The organism is Mycobacterium sp. 4D054 (genome assembly GCF_052245755.1).
In the GTDB taxonomy this organism is placed as follows: Bacteria; Actinomycetota; Actinomycetes; order Mycobacteriales; family Mycobacteriaceae; genus Mycobacterium.
The window spans coordinates 1-26,890 of the sequence record NZ_JBQQCF010000062.1 but is presented as its reverse complement, the minus strand read 5'-3'; the positions used below and the strand labels follow the sequence as shown (position 1 = coordinate 26,890).

Sequence of the window (26,890 nt, the reverse complement as noted above, 5' to 3'; positions counted from 1 at the left end):
CACCGGCTGGACCACCACCAAAAACGCCAAGAACCAGACCGAATGGCACCCACCACCAGGGCTCGACGCCGGCCAACACCGCACGCAGCTGGTCAATGGCTACCACCACCCCGAACACCACCTACTCGCAGACAACGAAGACGACGAAGACGACGAAGACGACGAAGACGACCAAAGAACGTGACCGAATCCGGCCGTGGAATTTGGCGACGTGAAAGCTGTCGCTGATCAATCGATGAGGTCGACCCGCACGGTGAGCAGATTGGTTCCGAAGGTGCGCACGCCGACATTGTTGTACTGCGGCAGTGTGCGCATCCGCTCCCGGGCATCGTCCTCGGGCAGCAGATGCGCCGTGCCGCGATGCCAGCGTCCGTTGAGCCGCACCCGGACGTTGGGATCGGCCTTGATGTTGCGGATGTAGTCGGACTTGTCGCCGAACTCGGAGACGAACCAGAAGCTGTCCTTGATGCGGCGCCCGCCCAGCGGGGTCGAGCGGGGCTGGCCGGATTTTCGCCCGGTCGTCTCCAACAGCGTTTGAAACGGCATGTGCCGCATGACCCGATTGGCGACGTTCTTCTGGAAGAACTTGGTGACGCGGTCACGCAGCGTGTCGACCATCGAAACCTCCCCGGGCTCACACCATCGCGGTGCGCGGAATCTTCCCTCCCATTGTGAGGGCACCGGCAAGCTCGCGGCTGGTGTCGTAATCGAAGATGACATGGCCGACGATCACGTCGACATCCCGTTTGATGCGTTGCAGCGGATTGTCGAGGAAGTGGGCGCTGGCGCCGGACGCGGCGAGCAGAGTGCCGATGATCGCGCACGACTCGTGCACGATATGTGCCGCCGCCAGCCTGGCCTGACCGCGCACCGGTCGGTCCACCGGGTCGCCCGCCGCCACGATCGCTTCGATCTCGCCGACGGTGTCGGCCAACAAACTTCTCAGCGCCCGAAGTCGGACGTGCGCCTCGCCCAGATGCATGGCTGCCACCGGCTTGTCCTTCTGCGTGACGCCCTCGTAGGCGAGGAACCTCTGTGAGAGGCGCTCGCCGTAGATTTCGGTGGCGCGTTCGGCGCTGCCCAGCGCGGGCATCGCCGCCAGCAGCGCCAACGCCGGCACCATCGGCCAGCGATACGTGTCGGCGTCGTGCAGAGCCGCCCCCGGGGCGGTACCGGTATAGATGTCGGACACCTCGACGAGTCGGTGCGCCGGTACGAAGGCGTCGTCGATCACCACGTCGTGGGATCCGGTGGCCCGCATGCCGTCGGTGTGCCAGACGTCCTCGATGCGGACGTCCTGGATGGGGAGCAGTGCCAGTACCGGATGGATCGTGGCTGGGTCGCCGGCCACCCGTGCGAACAGCGCGCCCACCATGATCCAGTTGCCGTGCATCACACCCGTCGCCCATGACCAGCGGCCGGTCAGCCGCATCCCACCGTCGCAGCCGACTCCGCGGCCGGTAGGTGCCAGTGGCGCCGGGGCCAGGAACGGACGCGTCGCAAACGCCTCGCTCTGTGCCTGTTCGCCGAACAACGCGAGCATCCAGTTGTGCAGGGCATAGAAGCCCAGCGTCCACGCACTCGACGCGCAGCCGTGGGCCATCCGGCGGACCGGGTCGAGGATGTCCGGGAACCGCGCCTGCATCCCGCCGAATCGCGCGGGCGCCAGTAGGTCGATAAACCCGGAATCCGTCGCGTCGGCAACGGTGTCGGCCGGCAACGTGCGCAGGCGCTCCGCTTCGGCCGCGCGTGCGGCGAGCCGGTCGATGAAGTCAGGGGAGACGGTCGAGGCGCCAGGCATGCGCGGAAATTACCATACCTTTTGGTATGTAAGGGTCAGCGGGACAGCATCAGGTCCAGGAAGCGCTCCCGCTGAGCCGCGGTGCGCGATTCCGGAGGCGTGACGGCCAGATGAAGAAACCCGATACCCGCCGCGAAGGTGGCCTGCGCCCGCATGTCGGCCTCGTCGCTGTCGAACCCGGCGTCGAGGAACGCCTGCCGGACCGCGGCGACCACCAGGCGGTCAGCGTGCTGCACGCTCTCGGCGACGACGGGGTCGGTGCGGGCCCACTCCCGCATCGCGCGTTCCAGTGCCCACTGCCGCTCACCCAAAAGCGAGGTCATCATCTGGTTGAGGCGTTGTCGAGGGTCGAGGTGTCCCAGCTGATCGAAATCGCGGCGGTCGCGATCGTGCAGCTGTGCCCAGGACTGCACCAGCGCGGCACGGAATGCGGCCATGTCGGGGAAATGCCAGTAGAAGCTGCCCTTGGTGACGCCAAGGCGCGCGCAAAGACGGTCGAGTTTGAGCGCTGCGCGCCCGTCGTCGGCGAGGACCGCGTAACCGGCGTGTATCCAATCCTCGGCTGTCAGCCTGCCTGCACTTTCGCGGCGCTTCGCCATCCCGGGGAGCCTAGTGAATCGCCGAAATGTGATCGCCGTCGCTCCGTTGGTGGGTGCGCCCCGCAGATTCGTTTCCTGGCTCGACGGCGCGGTGTGTTCCCCCACGTCGCGACGGTGATCTTCGCCGTCGTAAGATTCGCCTTCACGCACCAAGATGCGCTATTCGGCGTGGCCGGACTTTCTCAGGTCGTGGTCACATGCTTTACTGCAACCGCTACAACTGAAGTTTTCTCGGTCCACTCCGTCGCCCGTTGGCAGTTCCGGAGAGGTGAGACAGCGCGGTGGAGACATCGCTGTGGTGTCGGTGGCGTCTAAGTCGAACTGGGAAAACGCAGACAGGCCGCGCAACGCGGTACCGGAAGATGGATGGATTGACGGTATGAGACTTCTTGACAGGATTCGTGGGCCCTGGGCGCGCCGGTTCGGTGTCGTGGCTATCGCGACAGCGATGATGCCCGCTTTGGTCGGCCTCACCGGAGGGTCGGCGACCGCCGGAGCATTCTCCCGGCCAGGTCTGCCGGTCGAGTATCTGATGGTGCCGTCTCCGTCGATGGGACGCGACATCAAGATCCAGTTCCAGAGCGGCGGCGAGAACTCCCCAGCGCTCTACCTGCTCGACGGCCTGCGCGCTCAGGAGGACTTCAACGGCTGGGACATCAACACCCAGGCCTTCGAGTGGTACCTCGACAGTGGTATCTCGGTGGTCATGCCAGTCGGCGGCCAGTCCAGCTTCTACACCGACTGGTACGCGCCCGCCCGTAACAAGGGCCCGACCGTGACCTACAAGTGGGAGACCTTCCTGACCCAGGAGCTCCCGCAGTGGCTGCAGGCCAATCGCGCGGTCAAGCCCACCGGCAGCGCCGCGGTCGGTCTGTCGATGGCCGGCTCAGCCGCGCTGAACCTGGCGACCTGGCACCCGGAGCAGTTCATCTACGCGGGCTCGATGTCCGGCTTCCTGAACCCCTCCGAGGGCTGGTGGCCCTTCCTGATCAACATCTCGATGGGTGACGCCGGCGGCTTCAAGGCCGACGACATGTGGGGCAAGACCCAGGACCCGAACAGCGGCTGGAAGCGCAACGACCCAATGGTCAACATCCCGACCCTGGTCGCCAACAACACCCGCATCTGGGTCTACTGCGGCAACGGCCAGCCCAACGAGCTCGGCGGCGGCGACCTGCCCGCCACCTTCCTCGAAGGCCTGACCATCCGTACCAACCAGACCTTCCGCGACAACTACATCGCCGCGGGCGGCAAGAACGGTGTGTTCAACTTCCCGCCCAACGGCACGCACAACTGGGCGTACTGGGGCCGCGAGCTGCAGGCCATGAAGCCTGACCTGCAGGCGCACCTCCTCTGACGCAGAACGCAGTGACGAAGCCCCCGGCCCGGATGGGTCGGGGGCTTCGTTGGTCTGAGGACTCTGGCTACTGTGGCCGTCATGACGGAAATCAATGCGATGGTGGCGCATCAGGACGACGAGGGCGGCATCGTTCTACGGCATGAGGTGGTCGAGGAGTCCTTCCTGCCCGACGGGGAGGTCGACATCCACGTCGAGTACTCCAGCGTCAACTACAAGGACGCGCTGGCCGTCACGCCGAAAGGCGGTGTTGCCCGCTCGTATCCGCTGATCCCGGGCATCGACGTCGCGGGCACCGTCACGGCGAGCACGTCCCCGGAGTTCGCCGTCGGCGATCGCGTCGTCGCGCACGGTCAGGACATCGGCACGGGCCGGCACGGCGGCTATGCCCAGACCGCCCGCTATCCGGCCGACTACCTGGTCAAGCTGTCGTCGTTGAGCACCGCCGACGCCGCGGCCGTCGGCACTGCGGGCTTCACTGCGGCGATGAGCGTCAACGCCGTTCGCGCGCACGGGATCAGCCCGTCCGACGGGCCGGTGCTGGTGACCGGTGCGACAGGGGGAGTCGGCAGTGTCAGCGTGGACCTGCTGGCCGGGCTGGGCTACGAAGTGGTGGCATCCACCGGCAAGTCCGACGCTCGCGACCTGCTGCGTGACCTCGGCGCCGCTGAGGTGATCGACCGCGTTCCCGGCCCGGACGAGAAGGTCCGGCCCCTCGGCAAGGCGCACTGGGCCGCCGTCGTCGACTGCGTCGGGGGGCCCACATTGGCCTACGCGCTCAGCACGTTGCAGTACGGCGGTGTCGCCGCGATCTCCGGACTGGCCGGATCCGTGGACCTGCCGACCACGGTGATGCCGTTCATCCTGCGTGGCGTGACGTTGGCCGGAATCGACTCCGTGCTACTGCCGATCGAGAAGCGCCGGGAGATCTGGGCGCAGATCGAATCGGAGTTGACTCCACGTCATCTGGCCCGCCTCACTCGCGACGTGCCGATCCGTCAGGTCGCTGACGTGTTGAAGACGATTATCGGCGGCGGAGTGACCGGACGGACACGGGTGGTCGTCCACGACGGGTTCTGATCCGGCTCCGCGTCCGCGGCAGGCCATGGACTCAATCCGCTCGCTCCGCGTGAGGATATGGGCCATCATGAGCGGTACCTTCACGGAGACGGCAGGGGATGGCCAGCCCGGTAACTGAGAGCACTGCGTGTTGCGGGTCGTGTGGCAACGACCTGCGGGCGAGGTCGCGCTTCTGCGACCTGTGCGGTGCACCGGTTCAGGATCGGCGGATCAATGGTGAGCACAAGCAGGTCACGGTGCTGTTCGCCGACGTCGTCGGCTCGATGAAGCTGGCCGCGGAACTGGACGCCGAGCGTCTCAGAGAGATCATGGACGATCTCTTCAACCGTTGCGCGGGGGTGGTGCAGCGCTACCAGGGCACCATCGACAAGTTCACCGGGGACGGGCTGATGGCGCTATTCGGTGCTCCGATGGCGCTGGAGGACCACGCCTTGCGGGCCTGCATCGCCGCGCTGGAGATCCAGTCTGTCGCCGGGCAGCTGGCCGATGACCTACACCGACGCGACGGTGTGGCGCTGCAGTTGCGTGTCGGACTCAACACCGGTGATGTGATTGTCGGCGAGATCGGCACGGGACCAAGGAGTTACACCGCGGTCGGACACGCGGTGGGCATGGCGCAGCGCATGGAATCCGCAGCCCGCGCGGGTTCGGTGTTGTGCTCGCTGACCACGGCCGCCCTCGTCGAGCGTTCCGTCCGGTTGGGGCGCGTCGTGCACGTCGACGTCAAGGGAGCCGACCGGCCGGTTCCCGGGCGCCGGGTGCTGGCCGTCGAACCCGAGCGGATGGTGATCGGCCGCAACGAGGGCCTGCTGTTCGGTCGCACCGCCGAATTGGCCGAGTTGCACCGAGCGCTCGACTCGCGGTCGAGCCCGGTGGTCGCCGTCGTCGGCGCGCCGGGGGTGGGGAAGAGCCGGCTGGTCGACGAATTCGGTACCGAAGCCGCACGTCGGGGATTGGACGTGGTCGTGGCCCGCTGTGACGCCCACGCGACGCCCGTCGCGTTTCGCGCGCTGTCGCGGTTCCTGCGCGCGATGTTCGCCGTCGAGGGGCTGAGCGCAGAACCCGCACGTCGTCGCGCCGCGGCTGGCGCCCGGTTGCAAGACGTCACGTCCACGGACGCCCAGATCCTGTTCGAGGCCATGGGTGTCGCCGCCGTCTCCTCACCGCCGCCGCAGGTGGGCGTGGACGGATGGCGGCACCGGCTGCTCGCGATCATGGCGCGGGCTCTCAGAGCGCGAGCAGGGCCGACAGTCTTCATTCTGGAGGACGCGCACTGGGCCGATCCGGCCAGCGATGCGGTTCTCGCCGAGTTCACGGCCGCGCTACCGGGAACGGCGGCGATGTTCGTCACCACCTACCGGCCGGAGTTTGACGGAAACCTCCATCGCGCTGCGGATCTGGCGGTGGCGCTGCACCCGTTGGACGAAGCGACCGCGACCGACCTGGCGTGTAACCTGCTCGGTCGCGACATGTCGATTACTGCTTTGGCCGAACAGGTTGCTAGGGTTGCCGGCGGAAACCCGTTCTTCGTCGAGGAAATCATCCGCGACCTGGCCGGGCGGGGAGTGCTCGCCGGCGGCCGCGGCCACTACCGGTTGGTCGGCGATCCGGCTGACATCGGGGTGCCGGCCACGGTGCACGCCGTGCTGGCAGCGCGCATCGATCGGCTGCCATCGGAGACCAAGTCCGTGCTCAACGCCGCGGCGGTTATCGGACCCCGGTTCGATGCGGACGCTCTCGCGACACTGGTGACCGGCTCGGTCGCCACCCAGCTGGCCGAGCTGGTGGCGACGGAACTGATTGACCAGACGGAATTCATTCCCCGGCAACGGTATTGCTTCCGCCATACCTTGATCCGCACCGTGGCTTATGATTCGCAACTCAACGCCACCCGGGTTCAGGCCCACCGGCGCTTGGCGGCGGCGATCGAGAGCCGTGACCCCGCGGCCGTCGAGGAAAACGCCGCGCTGATCGCCACGCATCTGGAGTCTGCCGGCGCGTTCGCCGACGCGTGCCGGTGGCATCTGCGGGCTGCCGATTGGCTGCGCCCAAGGGATCTCGTCGCGGCGAGGGTCCAGTGGAATAGCGCGCTGCGCGTGGCCGACCAGCTGCCCGACGATCAGGACGGTGTGCTCGAGCTGCGCACCGCGCCACGCGCCATGCTGATCTCGACCGAGCTGTTCACCGGGACCGATGCCGAGAACGACCAACGCTTCGGAGAACTCCGCGAACTCGTGCTGCACACCGGTGACCTCAGGCCGCTGGCACTGGCGATGGCCGGCCGGGTGATGGCCTTCATCGTCAACAGCAGCCGTGTACCCGAGGCAATGCCGATCGCCGCAGAACTGGCCGAGGTGGTCGATCATCTCGTCGATGAACCTGCTTCCGAACTGGAGATTCTGCTCACCGCGACGGCGTTCGCCCGCTGGGCCAATTGCGAGTTCGACGCCACCCTGAAAATCACGGCCAGAAGCCTCGCCCTGCGCCTCAACCGTCCTTCGGTGGATCGCGCCGTCGCCCACGCGATCGCAGGACTGACCGAGGTGTGCCGGGGGCATCACGACCAAGGCGTCGAAATGCTGTGCAGTGCAACCGAGTTGGCGCGTGCGATGCCGCCGGTGCTCTTCTCGGCGGTGCTGCTGTACTGGGGAATCTTGGCGGCGATGGGCCTGCACGTGGCCCGCGATCTCGTCGACGAGATGTCCGACGCGCTCGAACGCGCAGAGTCGTTCGGTGACCGGTTCGGGATCATCGCCGCCCAGTGGACCTATGGCACGCTACTGCTCTGCACAGACCCGGCCCGCCGCGGGGAGGCGGTCGGACTGCTGGATCGCGCGAGGAACGGCATACTCACCGACAAGATCCAGAACTTCGCCATGGCCCTCATCGAGCCGCAGCTGGCGCTGGAGTGGGCGCGTCAAGGTCGCGGTGAGGAAGCCATCGAGGTACTCCGCGGGCGGGTCGCGTTGCACAGGCGCGACGCGGCGTTGTTCCATTACCCCGGTCCAGCAGAGGCACTGTGCGAACTGCTGATCGCGCGCGGCCGGCCCGGCGATCTCCAGGAGGCCGACGATCTGCTCGACTTCTGGGCCGAGCACACCCCGGGCACCGCGGCCATGGATCTCTGGACGCTGCGGGTGCGGGCATTGTTGGCCGCCGCACACGGCCTTTCGCAGGATCACCGCGCACTGTGCCGCAGCTATCTGGTGGCGTGCGAGACCATCGCGGCCGACGGACGGCTCGACGAGGCGCGCCGTATGGCGGCGATGGCGAGCGGCTGATGGCCACGATCCTCGCGTACACCTCTCCGGCTCTCGGGCATCTGATCCCGATGTCTGCGCTGCTGTCCGAACTGGCAGATCGCGGACACTCGATTCACGTCCGCACCCTGTCGGCCGGCGTCGACCTGGCGCGGCGGAGTGGTTTCGAGGCCGGCCCGATCGATCCGCGCATCGAGGACATCCAGATGGACGACTGGCAAGCCTCCAATCCTGTTGGAGCGCTGAAGCTCTCCATCGGCGCCTTCGCGCGCCGCGCAGCCTGTGAGGTCGCCGACTACACGACGGCTGTGGAGGAGGTGCGGCCTGATGCGGTGCTCGTCGATGTGAACTGCTGGGGTGCGCTGTCGGTATCCGAGGCCGTCGGTGTCGCGTGGGCCTGCTTCTCGCCGTTCACACCGGCATTGCGGGTGCCCGGTGTGCCGCCCTTCGGGCTCGGTCTGCGGCCACTGCCCGGCGTGACGGGCCGATTGCGTGACGCCCTGGTCCGGACCGCGGTGAGTGCGCCGCTGGAACGGCCGGCGCTACGGGCCATCAACACGATCCGTTCCGATCTCGGGGTGCGCCCGGTGACATCGCTGGACGACTTCCTGCGCCGCGCGCCGCTGCTCTTCGTCGCCAGCGGTACACCCTTCGAATATGCGGGCGACTGGGGCGGCGAAGTGCACATGATCGGACCCTGCGTGCCCGCCGGATCATCGCCGCCCGCTCCGGACTGGCTGGCTGCCATCGACCGCCCGATCGTGCTCGTCACGACATCGACGGAACGACAGTCGGACGCCGGTCTCGTGTCGACGGCCATTACGGCGCTTGCCCACGAGCCGGTCCACGTGGTGGCCACCGTGCCCGCCGGCCGACCGGAGGATCACCCCGGCGGCCCGAACGCGACGGTGCTGACATTCGTCGACCACGAGGCGGTGCTCGACCGTGCGGTGTGTGCGATCACCCACGGCGGCATGGGGGCCACCCAACGGGCGTTGGCCCGCGGCATCCCGGTGTGCGTGGTGCCGTTCGGTCGAGACCAGTTCGAGGTCGCCCGGCGTGCCGAGGTCGCCGGATGCGGGACACGGCTGCCCAGGCGCCGCCTGTCGGCGCCGCGGCTGCGAGACAAAGTCCGCGAAGCGATGACGCTGACCGCCGGGGCACGCGAAGTCGCCGCCGGATTCGCGGCCACGGGCGGTGTTCGGCGCGCGGCTGACGTCTTCGCGCGCGACCTACTTCAACTCGGCCGAAGTCAGCCCGAGTAGACGTCTGGCCACGACCAGCTGCTGGATCTGCTGGGTGCCCTCGAAGATATCGAGGATCTTTGAGTCACGCGCCCACTTCTCCAGCAGCGTCTGCTCGGAATAGCCTGTGGTGCCGGCCATTTCGACGGCCTTGAGGGTGATGTCGCTGGCCACCCGGGCGGCCTTGGCCTTGCCCATCGAGGCTTCCTTCGAGTTGGGGATCCGGTTGTCGGCCTGCCATGCCGACCGCACGGTCAACAGGTAGCCGGACTCCCACTCAGCCTCCATCCGGAGGAACTCCGCGGCCGCGGCGCTCTGTGCGTGCGCGGGCTTGTCGTAGGAGATCTCGATGCCTGCGTCGGTGAGGATCTTGCGCAGATCCTCCAGTGCGGCGCGGGCCACGCCGACGGCCATCGCCGCCACGATGGGGCGAGTGTTGTCGAAGGTCTCCATGACCCCGGCAAAACCCTTCTCCACGTGGATCTCCGGGTCGCCGAGCAGGTTGTCCTTCGGGATCCTGGCGTTGTCGAAGCGGATCACCGCGGTGTCGGAGGCCTTGATACCGAGCTTGTGCTCCAGGCGCTCGACGGTCACCCCGGGATGCTCGCGCGGCACGATGAACGACTTGATCGCCGCACGGCCCTTGGACTTGTCCAGCGTCGCCCACACCACGATGTGGCAGGCGCGCGAGCCGGCGGTGACGAAGATCTTCTCGCCATTGATCACGTACTCGTCGCCGTCGAGGACCGCGGTGGTCGACACGGCGGCCGAATCCGAACCGAAGCTCGGTTCGGTGATCGCCATGGCCGCCCACACGCCCTTGCCCAGGCGCTCCAGCTGTTCCGGCGTGGCGACCGACGAGATCGCCGCGTTGCCCAGACCCTGCCGCGGCACCGACAGCAGCAGCGCCACGTCGCCCCAGGAGATCTCCAGTGCGTTCAGCAACGCAGACATGTTGGCGCCGTTGATGTTCGACTTCTTGTCGTCGCCGCTGCCACCTACGAACGCGTCCGTGCCCGCGAACGAGATGGTGTTGGCCTCGGAGATGCCCTCGAACAGATCGGCGAGGGTGTCGAGCTCGACCGGGTACGCATGCTCCTTGAGGTCGTATTTGCGTGAGATGGGACGGATCATCTCCGCGGCGCCCTGATGGCCCTTCTCGATGACCGCCTGGAGCTTCTTCGGCATTTCCAGATTGATCGCCATGATCTTCAAGCCTTCCTAGAGGACACTTCGGTCAGAGAACGACGACGCCTTCGGCGACGCCGACGGCCCGCAGGTCGCGGTACCAGCGTTCGACCGGATGTTCTTTGGTGAAGCCGTGGCCGCCGAGCAACTGGACGCCGTCGAGGCCGATCTGCATGGCCTTGTCGCTGCCCAGCTTCTTGGCCAGTGCGGCTTCGCGGGCGAACGGCAATCCCTGCTCAGCCCTGGATGCACCGCGCCAGGTGATCAGGCGCAGGCCGTCGAGTTCGATCGCGATGTTGGCGCACATGAACGCCACCGACTGCCGGTGCGCGATCGGCTCACCGAACGCAGTGCGCTCCTTGACGTAGGGGATGACGTAGTCGAGTACCGCGTGTGAGGTACCGACCGCCAGTGCGGCCCAGCCGAGCCGGGACAGCGCGATCGCCTCGGAGTAGGCCTGCGCATAGTCCGCCTCCGCCGCGTCCTGCTCGCCCAACCGCGCGCTCAGCGGCACGGTGACCTTGTCGAGTTCGACGCGGCCCAGCGCGGCAGCCCGGATGCCCATGCTCGGATCGGGGGTCACCGTCAAACCCTCCGTCGACGCCTCCACGATGAACAGGGTCGGCTTGCCGTTGAGCTGCGCGGCCACGATGAAGACCTCGGCGTCGGCGGCAGCGGGCACCAGGCTCTTCACGCCCTCGAGGCGGTACCCGCTCGGCGTGCGGACGGCGGTGGTCTTCAGTGCCGTCGGATCGAACAGCGGGTGCGGTTCGGCGATTGCCACGCACGCCTGCGGCACATTGTCGCCGGCGAACTCCTTGAGGTAGGTCGCCTGCTGATCGGCGCTGCCCCAGTGGGTCAATGCCGATGCGACCCCGCCCGGTGCCAGGATCGGCAGCGCCAGCCCCATGTCGCCGTACGCCAGCGCCTCGGCGACGAGCGCGTTGGTCACCGTCGAGCGGTGCTCGGCGATGCCGTCGAAGTCCTCCGGCACGTTGATGGCCGTGATGCCCAACTCGGCGGCCCTGGAGATCAGGTCCGGTGGATAACAGGCGGCGGCGTCGGCGTCGTGCGCCGCGGGCCGCAGGATCTCCTCGGCGAACTCCTCGACGGTCGCGACGATCATCTTCTGGTCGTCGTCGGGGGTCAGGTCGAAGTAGTCCGAGCCTTTGGGTCGATTGGCCTCCAGTCGGGTCGCGGGCTTACCGAGGCCCTGGATGCGCTTGAACTGGCGGGTCGAGGCGCCTGCGGCGGAGAAGGCCTGTTTGACCCCGTAGCGCAGCCCCCGGTTGAGCGGATCGCGCAGGTTGTACTTATCCAGGAACTCTTGGCCCATGATCGGGGTGATCAGCGCCAACCCGACATCGGTGATGGACCGCTTGTGCTTCTGAAGTCCGACGGCACTTTCGTGGCCGTTGCGTTTGGTCGGCAGGGTGTTCGGCATTGTCAGCTGCCCTCGTCTGATCATCGGAGATACGCGATTGCGCAACTGACTCCAGAGTAAGGTATCGGAACTGACTGCTGAGTAAGGTCGGTGGATCTGTAGCGCATCTCACACGCCCGCGCCCTCAGTCGGTGAGGGCGGCCAGCACCGCGTCGTGCAGAAGTCCGTTCGTCGCCAGCGCGCTGCCGCCGTGCGGGCCGGTCGCGCCGGACAGGTCGGTGAACCGCCCGCCGGCCTCCCGCACCAGGATGTCCAGCGGCGCGAGATCCCACAGCTTGACCTCCGGCTCCACCGCGACGTCGACCGCTCCCTCGGCCACCAGGCAGTACGACCAGAAGTCGCCGTAGCCGCGTACCCGCCACACCGCGTCGAGGAACTCGACGAACCGGGGGCGGTTGTCGTCCCAGCCCGTCGTCAGATCGGAGTACGACACACTGGCCGCGTCGAGCTCGCCGACGCCGGACACCGAGATGCTGCGGGTCTGACCGCCGAACGACGTGTACGCGCCCTGGCCGTCCGCGGCCCACCACCGGCGGCCCAGAGCGGGGGCGCTGACCACGCCGACGGCCGGAACGCCGTCGACGAGCAACGCGATCAACGTCGACCACACCGGCACGCCGCGAACGAAGTTCTTCGTGCCGTCGATCGGGTCGACCACCCACTGCCTGCCGCTGAACTCCTTTGTCCCGCCGAACTCCTCCCCGAACACGGAGTCCTGCGGCCGCTCCTCGGCCAGTCGGGACCGCAGCAGTTTCTCGGCATCCAGGTCGGCGTCGGTGGCCGGCGTCATGTCCGGTTTCGTCTCGACCTTCAGGTCGACGGCGCCGAAACGCTGCATCGTCAGCGCGTCCGCTTCGTCGGCCAGTCGCAGTGCCAGGGTCAGGTCGTCCGCCAGGGTGCTCATAGGTGCCGTCCTACCATGGCCGTGTGTTCGAATTCGCGATGATCCTGCTGCTGGTCGGTGCGCTGGTGCTTCTGGCGAGACCCTTGCTCGCGCGACGGCGGGGCGTCGGCAACGACTGGGTGCCCGGCACGCTGCTGGTCACCGGGGTCAGCCCACGCCCGGACGCGGTCACGGGCGAGCAGTTCGTCACGATCACCGGGGTGATCAACGGCCCGACGATCAACGAGTACACCGTGTACACGCGGATGACGTCCGACGTCGACAACTGGCCCACGATGGGTCAGCTGATCGACGTCATGTACTCGCCGGGCAACCCGGAGAAGTGGGCGTTCGGGACACGTCCGGAGCCGCTGCCGCCGACCGACCCGCCACCGCCGCCGCACTGATTCGGCCGGGCCGACTCCGCACCGGCTCGTGCCTCGCCGCGACGTCGTCAGCCGTGCCCGATGCGGAGCAGCTCCTCGACGCTGGTCAGCTTGACCCGCGGCCGTCCCGAGCCCTGACCCGCGGTCCGTTCGTGCTCGTCGATCAGCTTCCAGTGATCGGCGGTCACCAGCTTCGGCTGACGCTCCAGCAGCCAGCGCTGCACGGTGTCGAGGTGATCGGGCTGCAACTCCGCGAGTTCGGCGTCCGCCAGATCGGCCAGCAGCGTCTCGACGGTGTCGGCGGAGTCCTTCTTGTTGCTGCCGATGACGCCGGTGGGCCCGCGTTTGATCCAGCCCACCACGTATTCATTGCGGCTGCCGTCGATCCGGCCGTCGGTGTGCGGAATCGTGCCCGCCCGCTCGTCGAACGGCAGACCGGGCGTCGGCAACCCGCGGTATCCGACGGCCCGCACCACCAGCTGCGCCGGCACCTCCTCGCGCTCGCCGGTGTCCTTTGCCGTCACCCGCCCGTCGGCGCCGCTGATCAGTTCGTTGCGGCCCAGCACGATCGACTCCACCCTGCCGTCGCCCTTGATCTCGATCGGTGAGGTCTTGAACCGGAACACGATCCGGCGCCGCGCACCCTTCGGTGTCGCTTCGGCATATCCGCGCAGCACCTTGATGTTGTTGCGCACCGTCTTCCCGGCGGCTTCGAGATCCTCGTCGGTGATGTCGGCGAAATCGTCGGGGTCGATCACGATGTCGACGTCACCGAGCGCTTCCAGGTCGCCGAGCTCGCGCAGCTCCAGCGTGGTGAAAGGCGCCTGCAGCGGACCGCGCCGGCCGATGATCAGCACCTCTTCGACACCGCGGGGTCGCAACGACTCCAGCGCGTGATCGGCGATGTCGGTCTCGGCCAGCAGGTCGGGGTCACTGACCAGGATCCGAGCCACGTCGATAGCGACGTTGCCGTTGCCCACCACCACCGCACGGCCACCCGACACATCCGGTGTCATCGCCACGAAATGGGGGTGGGCGTTGTACCAGCCGACGAAGTCCACCGCGGCGACGCTGCCGGGCAGGTCCTCACCGGGGATCCCGAGCGCGCGGTCGGATTGCGCACCGGTCGCGTAGATCACCGCGTCGTAGCGCTCGGCCAGCTCAGCGGGGTGCACGTGATCGCCGACGACGATGTTTCCGAAGAACCGGAATCGCGGGTCCAGCGACGTCTTCTCGAACTGGGCGCTGATCGACTTGATCTTGGGGTGGTCCGGGGCGACCCCGGACCGCACCAGTCCCCACGGCGTCGGCAGCATCTCCAGCATGTCGACTCGCACGTCGCGGTTCTCATCGGACCCGCCGTACTTGAGTAGGGACGCCGCGGCGAAGTACCCGGAGGGTCCGGCGCCGACGATGGCCACGTAATAGGGCCGCAAAGGGGGCATGTGGGCTGCCTTCTGTCGCTACCCGGCCGCGCGCAAGGGGCTGTCGCGACGTGGCCGGACGGAGGTTCCGACCCCGATGCTAGATCGCGCGCATCTCCGTGGACGGCATTCTGGGATGGTGGCGGTGAAATCGGTCGCCGATCGCCCGCCGGGCTGCGACGACCGCCGCCGGCGGGGGAGTGAGTAACCTGTTGTTCCGTGGATCCCGACCGCCAAGCCGACATCGCCGCCCTCGACGCCACCCTGACCACGGTGGAGCGTGTCGTCGACGTCGACGGGCTTCGCGGGCGCATCGAACAGCTGGAGAAGGACGCCTCCGATCCCCAGCTGTGGGACGACCAGACCCGCGCGCAGAAGGTGACCAGCGATCTGTCCCACGCGCAGAACGAACTCCGCCGGGTCGAGGAACTGCGCAGCCGTCTCGAGGATCTGCCGGTGCTCTACGAGCTCGCCTCCGAAGAGGAGGGCAGCGACGCCGACAACGCCACCGTCGAGGCGGACGCCGAACTGAAGAAGCTCCGCGAGGACATCGAGGCCATGGAGGTCCGGACCCTGCTGTCCGGGGAGTACGACGAACGCGAGGCCGTGGTGACGATCCGGTCCGGCGCCGGTGGCGTGGACGCCGCCGACTGGGCCGAGATGCTGATGCGGATGTACATCCGCTGGGCCGAGCAGCGCAACTATCCGGTCGAGGTGTTCGACACCTCCTACGCCGAAGAGGCCGGCATCAAGAGCGCCACCTTCGCGGTGCACGCCCCGTTCGCCTACGGCACCCTGTCGGTGGAGCAGGGCACCCACCGGCTGGTGCGGATCAGCCCGTTCGACAACCAGAGCCGCCGGCAGACGTCGTTCGCCGACGTCGAGGTGCTGCCGGTGGTCGAGACCACCGACCACATCGACATCCCGGAGACCGACCTGCGCGTCGACGTGTACCGCTCCAGCGGCCCGGGCGGACAGTCGGTGAACACCACCGACTCGGCGGTCCGGCTGACACACCTGCCGACCGGCATCGTCGTCACCTGCCAGAACGAGAAGTCGCAGCTGCAGAACAAGGTCGCCGCGATGCGGGTGCTGCAGGCCAAACTGCTGGAGCGCAAACGTCAGGACGAGCGGGCCGAGCTCGACGCGCTCAAGGGCGACGGCGGCAGCTCGTGGGGCAACCAGATGCGCTCCTACGTGTTGCACCCGTACCAGATGGTCAAGGACCTGCGCACCGAGTATGAGGTCGGAAACCCGGCCGCGGTGCTCGACGGAGACATCGACGGCTTCCTGGAGGCCGGCATCCGCTGGCGTCACCAAAAAGATGACGACTGATCGACTCCTCGCCCTCGACCTCTCCGGCACCTGGCACGGGTTCTGGGAAGGCGACACCGGTGTCTGGATTCTGGCCCGGGGTGTGCCGATCGCGCTGCTGTTGATCGGCGGCCTGCTGGCCGCCAGGTTCATCAACTGGTCCGCACAACGCATCACCCGCCGCATCGACGCCCAGTACCGGGAGAGCGATCAGCTGGTCCGCACCGAGAGCGCCAAGCACCGCCAGGCGGTGGCCTCGGTGATCTCCTGGGTGTCGGTGGCGCTGCTGTTCGTGATGGTGGCCGTGCAGATCACCGACATCCTCGCGATACCCGTCGGGTCACTGGTCGCACCGGCGGCCGTGATCGGCGCCGCTCTCGGCTTCGGCGCTCAGAAGCTGGTGCAGGATCTGCTGGCCGGGTTCTTCATCATCACCGAACGTCAGTACGGCTTCGGCGACCTGGTGCAGCTGAACGTGGTCGGCGCGCCCGAACCGGCCCAGGGCACCGTCGAAGAGGTCACGCTCCGGGTGACCAAACTGCGTACCAGCGAGGGGGAGGTGTTCACCGTCCCCAACGGCAACATCGTCCAATCGTTGAACATGTCCAAGGACTGGGCGCGCGCGGTGGTCGACATCCCGGTGCCCACCTCGGTGGACCTCAACAGCGTCAACGAGGTGCTGCACCGCGTCGGGGAGCGGGCGATGCAGGACCCCGAGCTGCGTGCGCTGCTGCTGGACACGCCCCAGCTGATGGGCGTGGAGAGCATCCAGGTCGACACGGTGAATCTGCGCATGGTCGCCCGGACGCTGCCCGGCAAGCAGTTCGAGGTCGGTCGCCGGTTGCGGATCCTGATCATCGCGGCGCTGGCCGGCGCGGGGATCGCCACGCAGGATCACACTCCGACGGTGAGCAATATCAGTGCCAGCGGCGACACGGTGGGCAGTGAAGCCGCCACTGCCGGGCGATCGGAGCAGAAGTCATGAGGCTCCCGGCGTCCCTGCAGAGCTGGCGCAGACCCGACCGCCATTCGCGCGCCTATCTGTTCGGACGGCGGATGCGGCTGTCCACCTTCGGTCTGATCGTCGCGTTCATCGCGCTGTACTGGGTGTACGAGAACTTCGAGCCTCCCGCTCCGTCGCCGCCGGCGGCGCCGGCCAACCAGGTGGTCCCGCCCGGGTTCGTACCCGACCCGAACTACACCTGGGTGCCGCGCACCAACGTCGCGCCCCGCGAACCTGAATTCACGACGCGCACCACGACGACCACGACGACGACGACCACGACGCCGACACCGACCCCCACACCGGAACCGACGGACACCACCACCCCGGGTCCGATCGGCCCGGTGGTGCCGTTCGGCCCGACGACGACGGTCATCGATCCCGACGGCCCGGGGCCGCTGAGCCCGCAGACGTTCACGCAGGCGCCGTCGGCGGTGCCGCCCACCACCATCACCCCGCCCGGCCAGGCGCCGCCGGTGCCGCCACTGCCCTAGGTCGGGGGCGGGGACAGGCCACCCCGCTACACTGGCGTGCCGTGATGATCACCCTCGATCGTGTGTCAAAGCAGTACAAGTCGTCGGCGCGTCCGGCGCTCGACAACGTGTCGGTGAAGATCGACAAGGGTGAGTTCGTCTTTCTCATCGGCCCGTCGGGTTCGGGCAAATCCACGTTCATGCGGCTGCTGCTCGCCGAGGACCACCCGTCCTCGGGAGACATCCGGGTCTCGAAGTTCCACGTGAACAAGCTGTCCGGACGTCACATCCCCGGTCTGCGGCAGGTGATCGGGTGCGTGTTCCAGGACTTCCGGCTGCTGCAGCAGAAGACCGTCTTCGAGAACGTCGCCTTCGCGCTCGAGGTGATCGGCAAGCGTGCCGACACCATCAACCGCGTGGTCCCCGAGGTGCTCGAGATGGTCGGGCTGTCCGGCAAGGCCAACCGACTCCCCGCCGAACTGTCGGGAGGTGAGCAGCAGCGGGTCGCGATCGCGCGGGCGTTCGTCAACCGGCCGCTGGTGCTGCTCGCCGACGAGCCCACCGGCAACCTCGACCCGGAAACCAGCAAGGACATCATGGACCTGCTCGAGCGCATCAACCGCACGGGCACGACGGTGGTGATGGCCACCCACGACCACCACATCGTCGACTCGATGCGCCAACGTGTCGTCGAACTCGAACTCGGCCGGCTGATTCGTGACGAACAGCGCGGCGTCTACGGAATGGATCGCTAGTGCGCTTCGGCTTTCTCGTCAACGAAGTTCTGACCGGGCTTCGCCGCAACGTGACCATGACGGTCGCGATGATCCTCACCACCGCGATCTCGATCGGGCTGTTCGGTGGTGGCATGCTGATCGTCCGGCTCGCCGATCAGTCCCGCGCGATCTATCTGGACCGGGTGGAGAGCCAGGTCTTCCTCACCAACGACGTGTCGGCCAACGACCCGACGTGTGATGCGGACCCGTGCAAGGCGCTGCGGAAGACCATCGAGGACCGCGACGACGTCCGCTCGGTGCGGTTCCTCAACCGCGACGAGGCCTACGACGACGCGATCCGGAAGTTCCCGCAGTACAAGGACGTCGCCGGTCGCGACGCGTTCCCGGCGTCGTTCGTGGTGAAGCTCGACGACCCCGAGCAGCACGAGGACTTCGACGACGCGATCCGCGGTCAGCCCGGAGTGCAGAACGTGCTCAACCAGAAGGACCTGATCGACCGGCTCTTCGCGGTCCTCGACGGCATCAGTAACGCGGCATTCGCGGTGGCGCTGGTGCAGGCGATCGGCGCGGTGCTCCTGATCGCGAACATGGTCCAGGTCGCGGCCTACACCAGGCGCACCGAGATCGGCATCATGCGACTGGTCGGGGCCACCCGCTGGTATACCCAGCTGCCGTTCCTGGTGGAAGCGATGCTCGCCGCGTTCATCGGTGTGGTCATCGCGATCGTCGGGCTGATCCTGGTGCGCGCGCTGTTCCTGGAGAACGCGCTCGACCAGTTCTACCAAGCGAACCTGATCGCCAAGGTCGACTATGCCGACATCCTGTACTACAGCGCTCCGTGGATGCTGTTCCTCGGTCTCGCCATGTCGGGTATCACGGCGTACGTCACACTGCGGCTCTACGTGCGACGGTAGCGGTGGCCAAGAAGACCAAGGCCGTCAAGGACAGCAACAACCAGGTCGTCGCGACCAATCGCAAGGCGCGGCACAACTATTCGATCCTGGAGACCTTCGAGGCGGGCATCGCGTTGATGGGCACGGAGGTCAAGAGCCTGCGCGAAGGTCAGGCGTCGCTGGCCGACGCGTTCGCCACCGTCGACGACGGCGAGATCTGGCTGCGCAACCTGCACATTCCGGAGTATCACCACGGCACCTGGACCAACCATGCCCCGCGGCGCAACCGCAAGCTGCTGCTGCACCGCAGGGAGATCGACAACCTGGTCGGCAAGATCCGCGACGGGAACCTCACCCTGGTGCCGCTGTCGCTGTACTTCACCGGCGGCAAGGTCAAGGTCGAGCTGGCGCTGGCCCGCGGCAAACAGGCTCACGACAAACGCCAGGACATGGCGCGGCGGGACGCCCAACGTGAGGTCACCCGCGAACTGGGGCGCCGCGTCAAGGGCATCACGTCCTGACCGGCATCCTCACCGCGCTGCTCGCCGCGTTCGGCTACGGCGTCAGCGATTTCGTCGGTGGCATCGCCTCGCGGCGGGTGGCCGCACTGCGGGTGGTCCTCGTCTCGTATCCGGTGGCGCTGGTATTGCTGGCGCTGGTCGCCATCCCGATGGGTGGGCAGCTCAGCGGTCCGGCCGTGTGGTGGGGGTTGTTGGCGGGGCTGGTGCAGGCCTTCGGCGTGTGGTGGTTCTACGCGGCGCTGGGCTCGGGCCCGATCGCGGTGGTGTCTCCGCTGACCGCGGTCCTGGTCGCCGGGATCCCGGTGCTGGTGGGCCTCACTCTCGGAGAGCGGCCCAGCGCTCTCGCCGGTGTCGGGGTGGTGCTCGCGTTGGTCGCAGTGGTGCTGGTCAGCCGCGGCGCCGAGGACCGGGACTCCACGCCGCACCGCTTCACCGCGAAGGTCGCCTGGTTGACGGTCGGGTCCGGGGTGGCGTTCGGGATGAATTTCGTCGTTTTGGACCAGGTCCCGACTGAGGCCAAACTGTGGCCGTTGGTGCTCGGCCGGCTCGCGGCGGCCGCGGTGGTGCTGATCGCCGCCGCGATGACCGCGAACCTGGTGCTGGAGCGGGGTGTGCCGCTGCGGCTGGCGGTGTTCGCCGGTGCGCTCGACACCGTCGCGAACGTCGCGACGTTGCTGGCACTCCAGTCGTCGATGTTGTCGCTGGCGGGGGTGTTGATCGCGCTGTACCCGGCCGCGACGGTGCTGCTGGCGATCGTGGTGCTGCGTGAGCGGGTAAGCCGATGGCAGGCGTTCGGCATGGTGCTAGCGCTCGGTTCGGTCGCGATGATCGCGGCCAATTAGCTACGGTCGACCTCAGTGCCGTCCCCCCGCGGGGCGCCCCCTGGGAAGGAGATGGGGTGGCAGCCAGCCCGTCGCGAATCCGACTTCCGGTCTACATCGGGGTCGCCCTGCTGGCGGTGGTGAACGCCGCAGCGCTGTGGGGCGAGGAGGCTGCCCGCCGAGGCGAGCTCGTACTGCAGACTGGCACCGCGCTGGGCGCCGCGGTATGCGGGCTCGTCGTCGCGCGACGTATGACCGGACTGGCACGGGCCTGGCGGCTGCTCTACGTGGCGGCGCTGGCGGCCTGGGTGCTCGGCCAGATCTCGTGGTGGAGCAGCGGCGCCGGTACCGCGCCGATGATCGCGCGCGTGGCCTATCTGTCGCTGCCGGTGCTCGCACTGGGCGCGGTCATCCTGCTGGTCCGCTCCAGCGGCGGGGTCACCGGGCCCCCGGACAGTCCGCTGCGATATCCGTTCATCACCAACGCCTTCGACGGCGTCATCGCCGGGGTCTCCTTCCTGATCCTGGCGGTGATGGGCGACTTCGGCACCAGCTCAACCGCGTCGCTGCCCCGATCCGGCGTGCCGGCGATCGAGGTCATCTTCACGGTCGCCGAATTGCTGCTGGTGGCGTGGGCGGTGGTGATCGCGATGATCTACCAGCCTGGTCGCCCGTACCGCAAGAACTATCTGCTGCTGGCCGGCGGCCTGGTGACCATGGCCGCCTCCGACCGGGTGGTCGCCTACCTCCGCTCTGTCGGTGTGGAGGGCGGTGACCTGTGGGCCGGTATCGGGCTGATCATCGGCCCGGTGTTCATCGCACAGGCGATGCTGGAGACCTCGGATTCCGGTGACAGCGGCACCGGCCGTGGCGTCGACTGGGCCCAGCTGATCCTGCCCTACCTGGGATTCCTCGGCATCGCGATCATGTTCGGCTTCCATGTCCTGATCGGGCAGCAGCTGAGCTCCTTGGTGGTGTGGCTGACAGTAGCGATGGTCGCCCTGGTCACCGTCCGGCAGATCCTCGTGTTGCGGGCCCAGAATCTGCTGACCCAACGGCTGTACTGGGCGCAGCGAGGGTTGGCCTATCAGGTCCACCACGACGCGCTGACCGGACTGCCGAACCGGATCCTCTTCGCCCGGCGGCTCGACGAAGCCATGGCACACGGCGATTTCGTGCTGATCTTCGTCGACATCGACGACTTCAAGGAAGTCAACGACCGTTTCGGTCACGCGGCGGGCGACGAACTGCTCTGCGCGGTCGGGGAACGGTTGAAGCGGTGCGTGTCCGACGGAGACACCCTGGCCCGCATCGGCGGCGACGAATTCGCCATCCTGATCCACGGCGAAACGGAGCAGTTAGAGGTCGTGGCGGAGCGGCTGCGGATCGCGCTGCGTGACCCGTTCCCGGTACACGGCTCCTCGCTGCGGGTCAGGGCCAGCATGGGGCTGGTGCGGCCGGAAGCCGACGGAGTGCCGCAGACTTCGGATGATCTGCTGCGGCAGGCGGACATCTCGATGTACGCCGGAAAGCGGCTGGGCAAGGACACCGCCGTGGTCTACCAGCCGTCCTCGGGGGTGATGGTCGACTTCCCGACGCTGCTGCGCAGCAGCGCCGGCCGACCCCCGCCCGGGTTCCGCCTGGTCTATCAGCCGGTGGTGCGGCTACCCGAGGGCTGCCCGATGGCGGTCGAAGCGCTGGCCAGATGGACAGCGCCGAACGGCATCGACATCTCTCCGGAGACGTTCGTCGCAGTGGCCGAAGCTGCCGGACTGGGCTCCGACCTCGACGCCCTGGTGCTCGACCTGGCCTGCCAGGAGGTCAGGGGTACAGGGCTCGACCTGGACATCCACGTCAACATCGGGGCGGCTCGGCTCGGAAACCCCGGCTTCGAGCAGCAGGTGCGTGCGGCGTTGACACGACACAAGATTCCGCGCAACAGGCTGGTGCTGGAGATCACCGAGACCGAGCCGATCGTCGACCTCGACCGGGCGGCTGCGCAGATCAGCCGGCTGAGCGAACTCGGTGTCAAGGTCGCGCTGGACGACTTCGGTGCGGGCTTCAACTCGCTGACCTACCTGCACTGCCTGCCGGTGCAGATCGTCAAGCTCGACCGCAGCTTGGTCTCGGGAGGCCATCCGGCGCGCGATTTGGCGTTGTACCGCTCGGTTATCCGCCTGTGTCGCGACCTCGGGCTCGAGGTGATCGCCGAGGGCATCGAGACGTCCGAGCAGTCGGAGATGGTCTACCGCGCCGGCGGCAGGCTGGCTCAAGGACACCTGTTCGGCCGTCCGGTGCCGATGGCGGACCTGGTCGACATGTACGTCGAGGGCCGAGACCGGGAGTTCTCGCCCGCCGTAGTGCGCGACCGCACAGAGACGGATTAAATATCCGGCGGCCGGTGTTGCAGACACCGGTAGTATAAAGTTTCCGCCGAAGGTCGGCGGGTGTGCGAGGGGCTGAACGGTTTCGACTTCGCGCATCGAATCAAGGGAAGCGTGCCGGTGCAGACAACTGACCACCGTAAGCGTCGTTGTAACCAATTAAGCGCCGATTCCAATCAGCGCGATTACGCTCTCGCTGCCTAAGCGAAGCTAATCCGTCAGACCGGGAGTGCCCTCGACCCGGATCCTGGCGTCATCTAGAGGGACCCACCCACGGGTTCGGTCGCGGAACCCGCGGGGACATCAAACAGCGACTGGGATCGTCATCCTGACTTGTTCGCGTGATCAGGAGATCCGAGTAGAGACATAGCGAACTGCGCACGGAGAAGCCTTGAGGGAATGCCGTAGGACCCGGGTTCAATTCCCGGCAGCTCCACAAGTGAATACGCAGGTCAGGCCATATTTTTGGCCTGGCCTGCTCCCTTTTTGCCCACAAATTGCCCACAATCTCGCGTGATCTAGCGTGAGCCGACCACAAGGTCGTCCATCATGTCGGCCACGTTGTCGAGATCGTCAGGGAACAGGTGGCCGTACTGATCGAGGGTCATCGTGGCTGTCTTGTGGCCAAGCTGACTTTGCACAACTTTGACGCTGGCTTTGTTCGCGATCATTAACGACGCCGCCGTGTGCCGAAGCTCGTGCACGGTTATGCGAGGAAATGTTGCGTCTGCGGCCTGGCAGCGTTTCACCGCTGCGCCGAACCAATGCGTTGTCGTCGGGGGCCGCAATGGCTGTCCATTGGCCCGACTCCATAGAAGCTCATCGGGAGACTTGCCCACCATTGCTGGGGCCATGAGTTTGAGCACCGAGGCCGACACTGCTACCGAACGGGCCGCATGAGTCTTGGTCGTGCCGATGATTGTCTCGGCATTGACCTTGGACGCCGAACGCTCAACGCGGATACGGCTGCTACCTAAATCAACGTCGCGCACCCGAAGTGCGGCCATCTCGCCCCACCGCAGACCCGTCGTCGCGAGCAACCAAACGATGTCAGGGTGCTTAGATTCGTCAGCCAATGCCCGCACTTGCGCAGCGGTCAAGTAGTTCCGTGTCTTATCGACCTTGCGCGGCAGATTGACGTTACGAGCCGGATTCGTCGCCAATCGACGGTCACTCACGGCGTCATCCAGGATTCCCGCCAGGACGGTATGAGCGTGGGCAACCGAAGACGCTGACAGCTCCATTTCGGCAACCCAATTCTGGACCTCGGTCTGGAGAATGTCAGCGACGCGTCGTCGCCCCCATTTCGGTTCGACGTGGATACGCCAAATCGATTCAAGACGAGCCGACCACGACGGTTTGTGATGAACCTGCCGTGCTAGCCAATCGGGGCCAAGCTCGCCAACCGTGATTTGGCCTAAAGATGGCGCGATGTATGCGCCGGTCATCTTTTGAACTTCTACGGTATTTGCAAATCGCTCCGCATCCCGTTTTGTAGAAAAACCGCGTTTGTCGGTTTGTCGGTTTTTGGGCGTGCGATACCGGACGCGATACAGCGTTTTTCCATTCGTATTGGTGTACTTACTGACAGTTGCCATTTAAAAATTTAATTCCCTTCTGCCTGGAAATTTCTCTGTTTGTGAAAACTTCTACACCTGCTCTGAGCTGGGATGATGCGACAGTACAGCACGGCTCACGAGCTGTCACGACCGTTGACGACACCGTTGCAACTCGGTGCTTGACCGGCTCAGTATTAGGCGGCATTATGAATGGCGCAAAGGGCGTATGACTCGGAGAGCGCCAGGCCCACCAAGCTGACGCGGACCACCCCGTATTTGGTGTGCTCGACTTAACTCTGAGGAAAATCATGCCCTACTCATCTGAAAAATCGGATTCATCCAAAATTCCCGACATGCTGCTTACAGCCAAAGAAGTGGCCGACTATCTCAGCATTTCTCCCGATGCGCTTGCCCAGGATCGTTTTCGCGGCGATGGCATCCCGTTCGTCAAGATCGGCAGCCGGGTCCGGTACCGGCTCAGCTCGTTGCTTGCGTACCTAGAAGAGAAGGAACAGCGGCAGTCGCAAGTGCCAACCCCGCCAGCGAACCGGCCTGCCCGTACGCACAAGCTTACACGGCGCTGATGGTGAGCTTTTCCGACATCGCCGCACCCTGGCGGGCTGCCGGTTGGCTCGGCACGATCCCGCTACCAGAGAAGGCGAAAAATCCGCCCCCGGTGGGCTGGACAGGCCGCAACGCCGGTTTCGCTACCGATGCCCAAATCGCTCAGTGGTGCGATGACCCGAAGTATCGAAATCCGAATCTCGGCCTGCATCTCGGTTGGCCCGTGATGGTCAACGGGATCGAATGCGAGGTTTTGGGGATCGACGTCGATCACTATCTCGATGGCGATAAGGACAAGCTCGGCGGTGACCAGCTCGCCGCTTTGGAGAGCCAACTAGGGACACTGCCGCCGACGTGGGTGTCTACCGCCAGGGCACGCAACGATGACGGCACCGACCGTGGCGATTGGACTTCTGGAATCAGATTTTTCTTGGTTCCGCGTGGGTTGGCATTCCGTGGTCAAGCTGCCGCCGACATTGAGGTGATCCAGAAGAATCACCGATTCGCCGTCGTCTGGCCGTCGTTCAATCCGAAGACGGAAACCACCTATCGCCTGTTCTCTCCGCAATCGTGGTCAGATCATGGTCACGGCGCTGATGGTCACGAAATCCCCGACGTGACCACGCTTCCGGTGCTGCCTGACTCTTGGGTGGACTATCTGACTCAGGGTCGGATGCGGGACAGCCAGCGGCCAATTGATGCAGATTCCTCGCTCGGTGAGCTTGAGCAATGGGCACTGAAACAGTTTCAAGACGCCGAGACGCTGTGCCCGGTGATGCGTAGGCAATTGGAGCGTCGCAAGCGATCGATTGCCGAGGATGCCACCTCGCACGACAAGGTGCGCGACGCACACTGGGAATTTCTGCGCCTGGCGACAGAAGGCCACACGGGATGGCTCACCGCCATTAACGAGGCAACCGAGTTCTGGATTCAGGACGTAACCGCTCGCGATAAGCGCAGCTATGGCGAACTTCGCCGGGAGATTTTTCGGTCGCTGACAGGTGCGCTGCGCAAATTCAAGAGCGAGAACGGTTCCCAGCACTACGGCAAGACTCCGTGCGTCTGCTCACCAATCAAAAGCACTGCAGTGCAAGGAGATTCGATGTATGCGGGTTCTACACGCAATGCGCCGCTGGACCTGCGCGAGCTACGCACCGTGCCGCCAGAACCGATTTCGTGGTTGCTGCCTGACATGCTGCCGTGCGCCTCATACGTTTCTCTGTCGGCTGCGCCCGGTACGGGCAAGTCTGTGCTATCGCGAGCGATTGCCGTAGAGGCTTCGCTAGGCCGCTCAGCGTTCGATCCGAGCCACGAAATCGAGCCCGCCAGGGTGATCTATCTGGACGCCGAAAACGGCCCTGACTGGTGGCGTGACGGCTTGGATTCGATGGGTGCTCCGCTAGACCTGCCTAACCTGTCGGTCGTCTGTTATCCCGACGTTGGTGGACTGGACACGGCCAAGGGTTCTGCCGAATTCCTCACGCTCATATCGGATTTGGCCGAGCCGCTTGGTGGAGTTGATTTGGTAGTTCTCGAAACGGTGAGCCGGTTCATAGATGGTGGTGAAAACGACGCCGATACGTGGAGCCAGTTCTACCGATTGGCAATACAACCGTTGCGTGATCAGAAGGTGGCGGTGCTGCGGCTGGATCACCTCGGCAAGGATGCCGACAAAGGCCCGCGAGGTAGTTCCCACAAGCTGTCCGACGTTGACGCCGATTTTCGTATGACAGCGGCTCGCGCTGGCAGCGACGAATTGACCCTCAAGCTAGGCAAGCGCCGCCGTCAGCACTTTGTCGAGACATTGAGCGTGCGCCGCAAAGACGGGCTGAGGTGAGCCCCCTGTAGTGGTCCAGTCGTTGTGGGACTCTGTTGCCCGAGTGCTCGGGCAGGAAGAATCAATGACGACATGGCAACGAACAAGCGCCGGCGGCACACTCCGGATCAGATCATCC

The 26,890-nt window shown here is 66.2% G+C and carries 23 protein-coding genes, 1 other RNA gene and 1 pseudogene; 17 read left to right on the top strand and 8 right to left on the bottom strand.

Annotated elements, in window-relative coordinates; translation table 11 throughout:
* Positions 1-184, top strand: a pseudogene (locus tag ACTWP6_RS27175) (hypothetical protein); the annotation flags it as partial.
* Between the two features lie 44 nt (positions 185-228).
* On the opposite strand, the gene ACTWP6_RS27170 reads toward ACTWP6_RS27175, so the two are convergent.
* The 3 genes from ACTWP6_RS27170 to ACTWP6_RS27160 are packed head-to-tail and all read right to left on the bottom strand — an operon-like array spanning position 229 to position 2,400.
* Positions 229-618 carry a nitroreductase family deazaflavin-dependent oxidoreductase gene (locus tag ACTWP6_RS27170; RefSeq protein WP_260751163.1) on the bottom strand — a complete coding sequence of 130 codons (390 nt, stop codon included), beginning with the start codon at positions 616-618 and terminating at the stop codon, positions 229-231.
* A gap of 16 nt (positions 619-634) precedes the next feature.
* Positions 635-1,801, bottom strand: coding sequence for an acyl-CoA dehydrogenase family protein (locus tag ACTWP6_RS27165; RefSeq protein ID WP_443189342.1), 1,167 nt, complete (start codon positions 1,799-1,801; stop codon positions 635-637).
* A gap of 35 nt (positions 1,802-1,836) precedes the next feature.
* The gene (locus ACTWP6_RS27160; protein WP_260751165.1) at positions 1,837-2,400 is read right to left on the bottom strand and encodes a TetR/AcrR family transcriptional regulator; all 564 of its coding nucleotides are present in this window, start codon (positions 2,398-2,400) and stop codon (positions 1,837-1,839) included.
* Between the two features lie 379 nt (positions 2,401-2,779).
* Here ACTWP6_RS27160 and ACTWP6_RS27155 point away from each other — a divergent pair, with 379 nt between their 5' ends.
* From ACTWP6_RS27155 to ACTWP6_RS27140, 4 genes are all read left to right on the top strand, one after another.
* Positions 2,780-3,757 carry an esterase family protein gene (locus tag ACTWP6_RS27155; protein ID WP_443189341.1) on the top strand — a complete coding sequence of 326 codons (978 nt, stop codon included), beginning with the start codon at positions 2,780-2,782 and terminating at the stop codon, positions 3,755-3,757.
* A gap of 81 nt (positions 3,758-3,838) precedes the next feature.
* Positions 3,839-4,837 (top strand): MDR family oxidoreductase, encoded by a 999-nt coding sequence (locus ACTWP6_RS27150; protein WP_443189340.1) that lies wholly within the window; start codon positions 3,839-3,841, stop codon positions 4,835-4,837.
* 98 nt (positions 4,838-4,935) lie between these two features.
* Entirely contained in the window at positions 4,936-8,118 is a 3,183-nt protein-coding gene (locus tag ACTWP6_RS27145) for an adenylate/guanylate cyclase domain-containing protein (protein ID WP_443189339.1), read from the top strand.
* Complete coding sequence (locus ACTWP6_RS27140; protein WP_443189338.1) at positions 8,118-9,362, top strand: glycosyltransferase; 1,245 nt, start codon at positions 8,118-8,120, stop codon at positions 9,360-9,362. The genes ACTWP6_RS27145 and ACTWP6_RS27140 overlap by 1 nt, the downstream gene beginning before the upstream one ends.
* Here ACTWP6_RS27140 and ACTWP6_RS27135 read toward each other — a convergent pair.
* The 3 genes from ACTWP6_RS27135 to hisN all read right to left on the bottom strand — a co-directional run bounded on the left by ACTWP6_RS27135 (position 9,330) and on the right by hisN (position 12,877).
* Positions 9,330-10,547, bottom strand: a complete 1,218-nt coding sequence (locus ACTWP6_RS27135) for an acyl-CoA dehydrogenase family protein (protein ID WP_443189337.1) — start codon at positions 10,545-10,547, stop codon at positions 9,330-9,332. The two genes, ACTWP6_RS27140 and ACTWP6_RS27135, sit on opposite strands and share 33 nt — an antisense overlap.
* Before the next feature lie 31 nt (positions 10,548-10,578).
* On the bottom strand, positions 10,579-11,973 hold the full coding sequence (locus ACTWP6_RS27130; protein ID WP_443189336.1) for an acyl-CoA dehydrogenase family protein: 1,395 nt from the start codon (positions 11,971-11,973) through the stop codon (positions 10,579-10,581).
* Between the two features lie 124 nt (positions 11,974-12,097).
* Positions 12,098-12,877, bottom strand: coding sequence for a histidinol-phosphatase (hisN, locus tag ACTWP6_RS27125; protein WP_443189335.1), 780 nt, complete (start codon positions 12,875-12,877; stop codon positions 12,098-12,100).
* Between the two features lie 23 nt (positions 12,878-12,900).
* On the opposite strand from hisN, the gene ACTWP6_RS27120 reads away from it, so the two are divergent.
* A complete protein-coding gene (locus tag ACTWP6_RS27120) occupies positions 12,901-13,263 on the top strand; it encodes a hypothetical protein (RefSeq protein WP_443189334.1) in 363 nt (120 codons plus the stop codon).
* Positions 13,264-13,310: 47 nt separating this feature from the next.
* Here ACTWP6_RS27120 and ACTWP6_RS27115 read toward each other — a convergent pair whose 3' ends face one another.
* Positions 13,311-14,687 (bottom strand): FAD-dependent oxidoreductase, encoded by a 1,377-nt coding sequence (locus ACTWP6_RS27115; protein WP_443189333.1) that lies wholly within the window; start codon positions 14,685-14,687, stop codon positions 13,311-13,313.
* 198 nt (positions 14,688-14,885) lie between these two features.
* On the opposite strand from ACTWP6_RS27115, the gene prfB reads away from it, so the two are divergent.
* The 9 genes from prfB to ssrA all read left to right on the top strand — a co-directional run bounded on the left by prfB (position 14,886) and on the right by ssrA (position 23,251).
* Positions 14,886-16,001, top strand: a complete 1,116-nt coding sequence (gene prfB / locus ACTWP6_RS27110; RefSeq protein WP_260751174.1) for a peptide chain release factor 2 — start codon at positions 14,886-14,888, stop codon at positions 15,999-16,001.
* Positions 15,991-16,965 carry a mechanosensitive ion channel family protein gene (locus tag ACTWP6_RS27105; protein ID WP_260751175.1) on the top strand — a complete coding sequence of 325 codons (975 nt, stop codon included), beginning with the start codon at positions 15,991-15,993 and terminating at the stop codon, positions 16,963-16,965. The genes prfB and ACTWP6_RS27105 overlap by 11 nt, the downstream gene beginning before the upstream one ends.
* A complete protein-coding gene (locus ACTWP6_RS27100; RefSeq protein ID WP_443189332.1) occupies positions 16,962-17,477 on the top strand; it encodes a hypothetical protein in 516 nt (171 codons plus the stop codon). Before ACTWP6_RS27105 ends, ACTWP6_RS27100 begins: the two co-directional genes overlap by 4 nt.
* Positions 17,478-17,521: 44 nt before the next feature.
* On the top strand, positions 17,522-18,211 hold the full coding sequence (gene ftsE, locus ACTWP6_RS27095; protein WP_260758013.1) for a cell division ATP-binding protein FtsE: 690 nt from the start codon (positions 17,522-17,524) through the stop codon (positions 18,209-18,211).
* Positions 18,211-19,107 (top strand): permease-like cell division protein FtsX, encoded by an 897-nt coding sequence (gene ftsX, locus ACTWP6_RS27090; RefSeq protein ID WP_260751177.1) that lies wholly within the window; start codon positions 18,211-18,213, stop codon positions 19,105-19,107. The genes ftsE and ftsX overlap by 1 nt, the downstream gene beginning before the upstream one ends.
* 2 nt (positions 19,108-19,109) lie before the next feature.
* Positions 19,110-19,607, top strand: coding sequence for an SsrA-binding protein SmpB (gene smpB / locus ACTWP6_RS27085; protein WP_260751178.1), 498 nt, complete (start codon positions 19,110-19,112; stop codon positions 19,605-19,607).
* Positions 19,604-20,449 carry an EamA family transporter gene (locus tag ACTWP6_RS27080; RefSeq protein WP_396885445.1) on the top strand — a complete coding sequence of 282 codons (846 nt, stop codon included), beginning with the start codon at positions 19,604-19,606 and terminating at the stop codon, positions 20,447-20,449. The genes smpB and ACTWP6_RS27080 overlap by 4 nt, the downstream gene beginning before the upstream one ends.
* Positions 20,450-20,505: 56 nt before the next feature.
* A complete protein-coding gene (locus ACTWP6_RS27075) occupies positions 20,506-22,815 on the top strand; it encodes a putative bifunctional diguanylate cyclase/phosphodiesterase (protein WP_443189331.1) in 2,310 nt (769 codons plus the stop codon).
* A gap of 68 nt (positions 22,816-22,883) precedes the next feature.
* Positions 22,884-23,251, top strand: a transfer-messenger RNA (tmRNA) gene (gene ssrA, locus ACTWP6_RS27070).
* A 79-nt stretch (positions 23,252-23,330) separates the two neighbouring features.
* Here the strand turns inward: ssrA and ACTWP6_RS27065 are convergent.
* A complete protein-coding gene (locus ACTWP6_RS27065) occupies positions 23,331-24,410 on the bottom strand; it encodes a tyrosine-type recombinase/integrase (RefSeq protein ID WP_443189330.1) in 1,080 nt (359 codons plus the stop codon).
* 269 nt (positions 24,411-24,679) lie between these two features.
* On the opposite strand from ACTWP6_RS27065, the gene ACTWP6_RS27060 reads away from it, so the two are divergent.
* Positions 24,680-24,955: a helix-turn-helix domain-containing protein gene (locus ACTWP6_RS27060; protein WP_443189329.1), complete on the top strand. Its 276-nt coding sequence runs from the start codon at positions 24,680-24,682 to the stop codon at positions 24,953-24,955.
* Positions 24,955-26,772: an AAA family ATPase gene (locus tag ACTWP6_RS27055; protein WP_443189328.1), complete on the top strand. Its 1,818-nt coding sequence runs from the start codon at positions 24,955-24,957 to the stop codon at positions 26,770-26,772. The genes ACTWP6_RS27060 and ACTWP6_RS27055 overlap by 1 nt, the downstream gene beginning before the upstream one ends.
* Positions 26,773-26,890 lie beyond the last annotated feature (118 nt).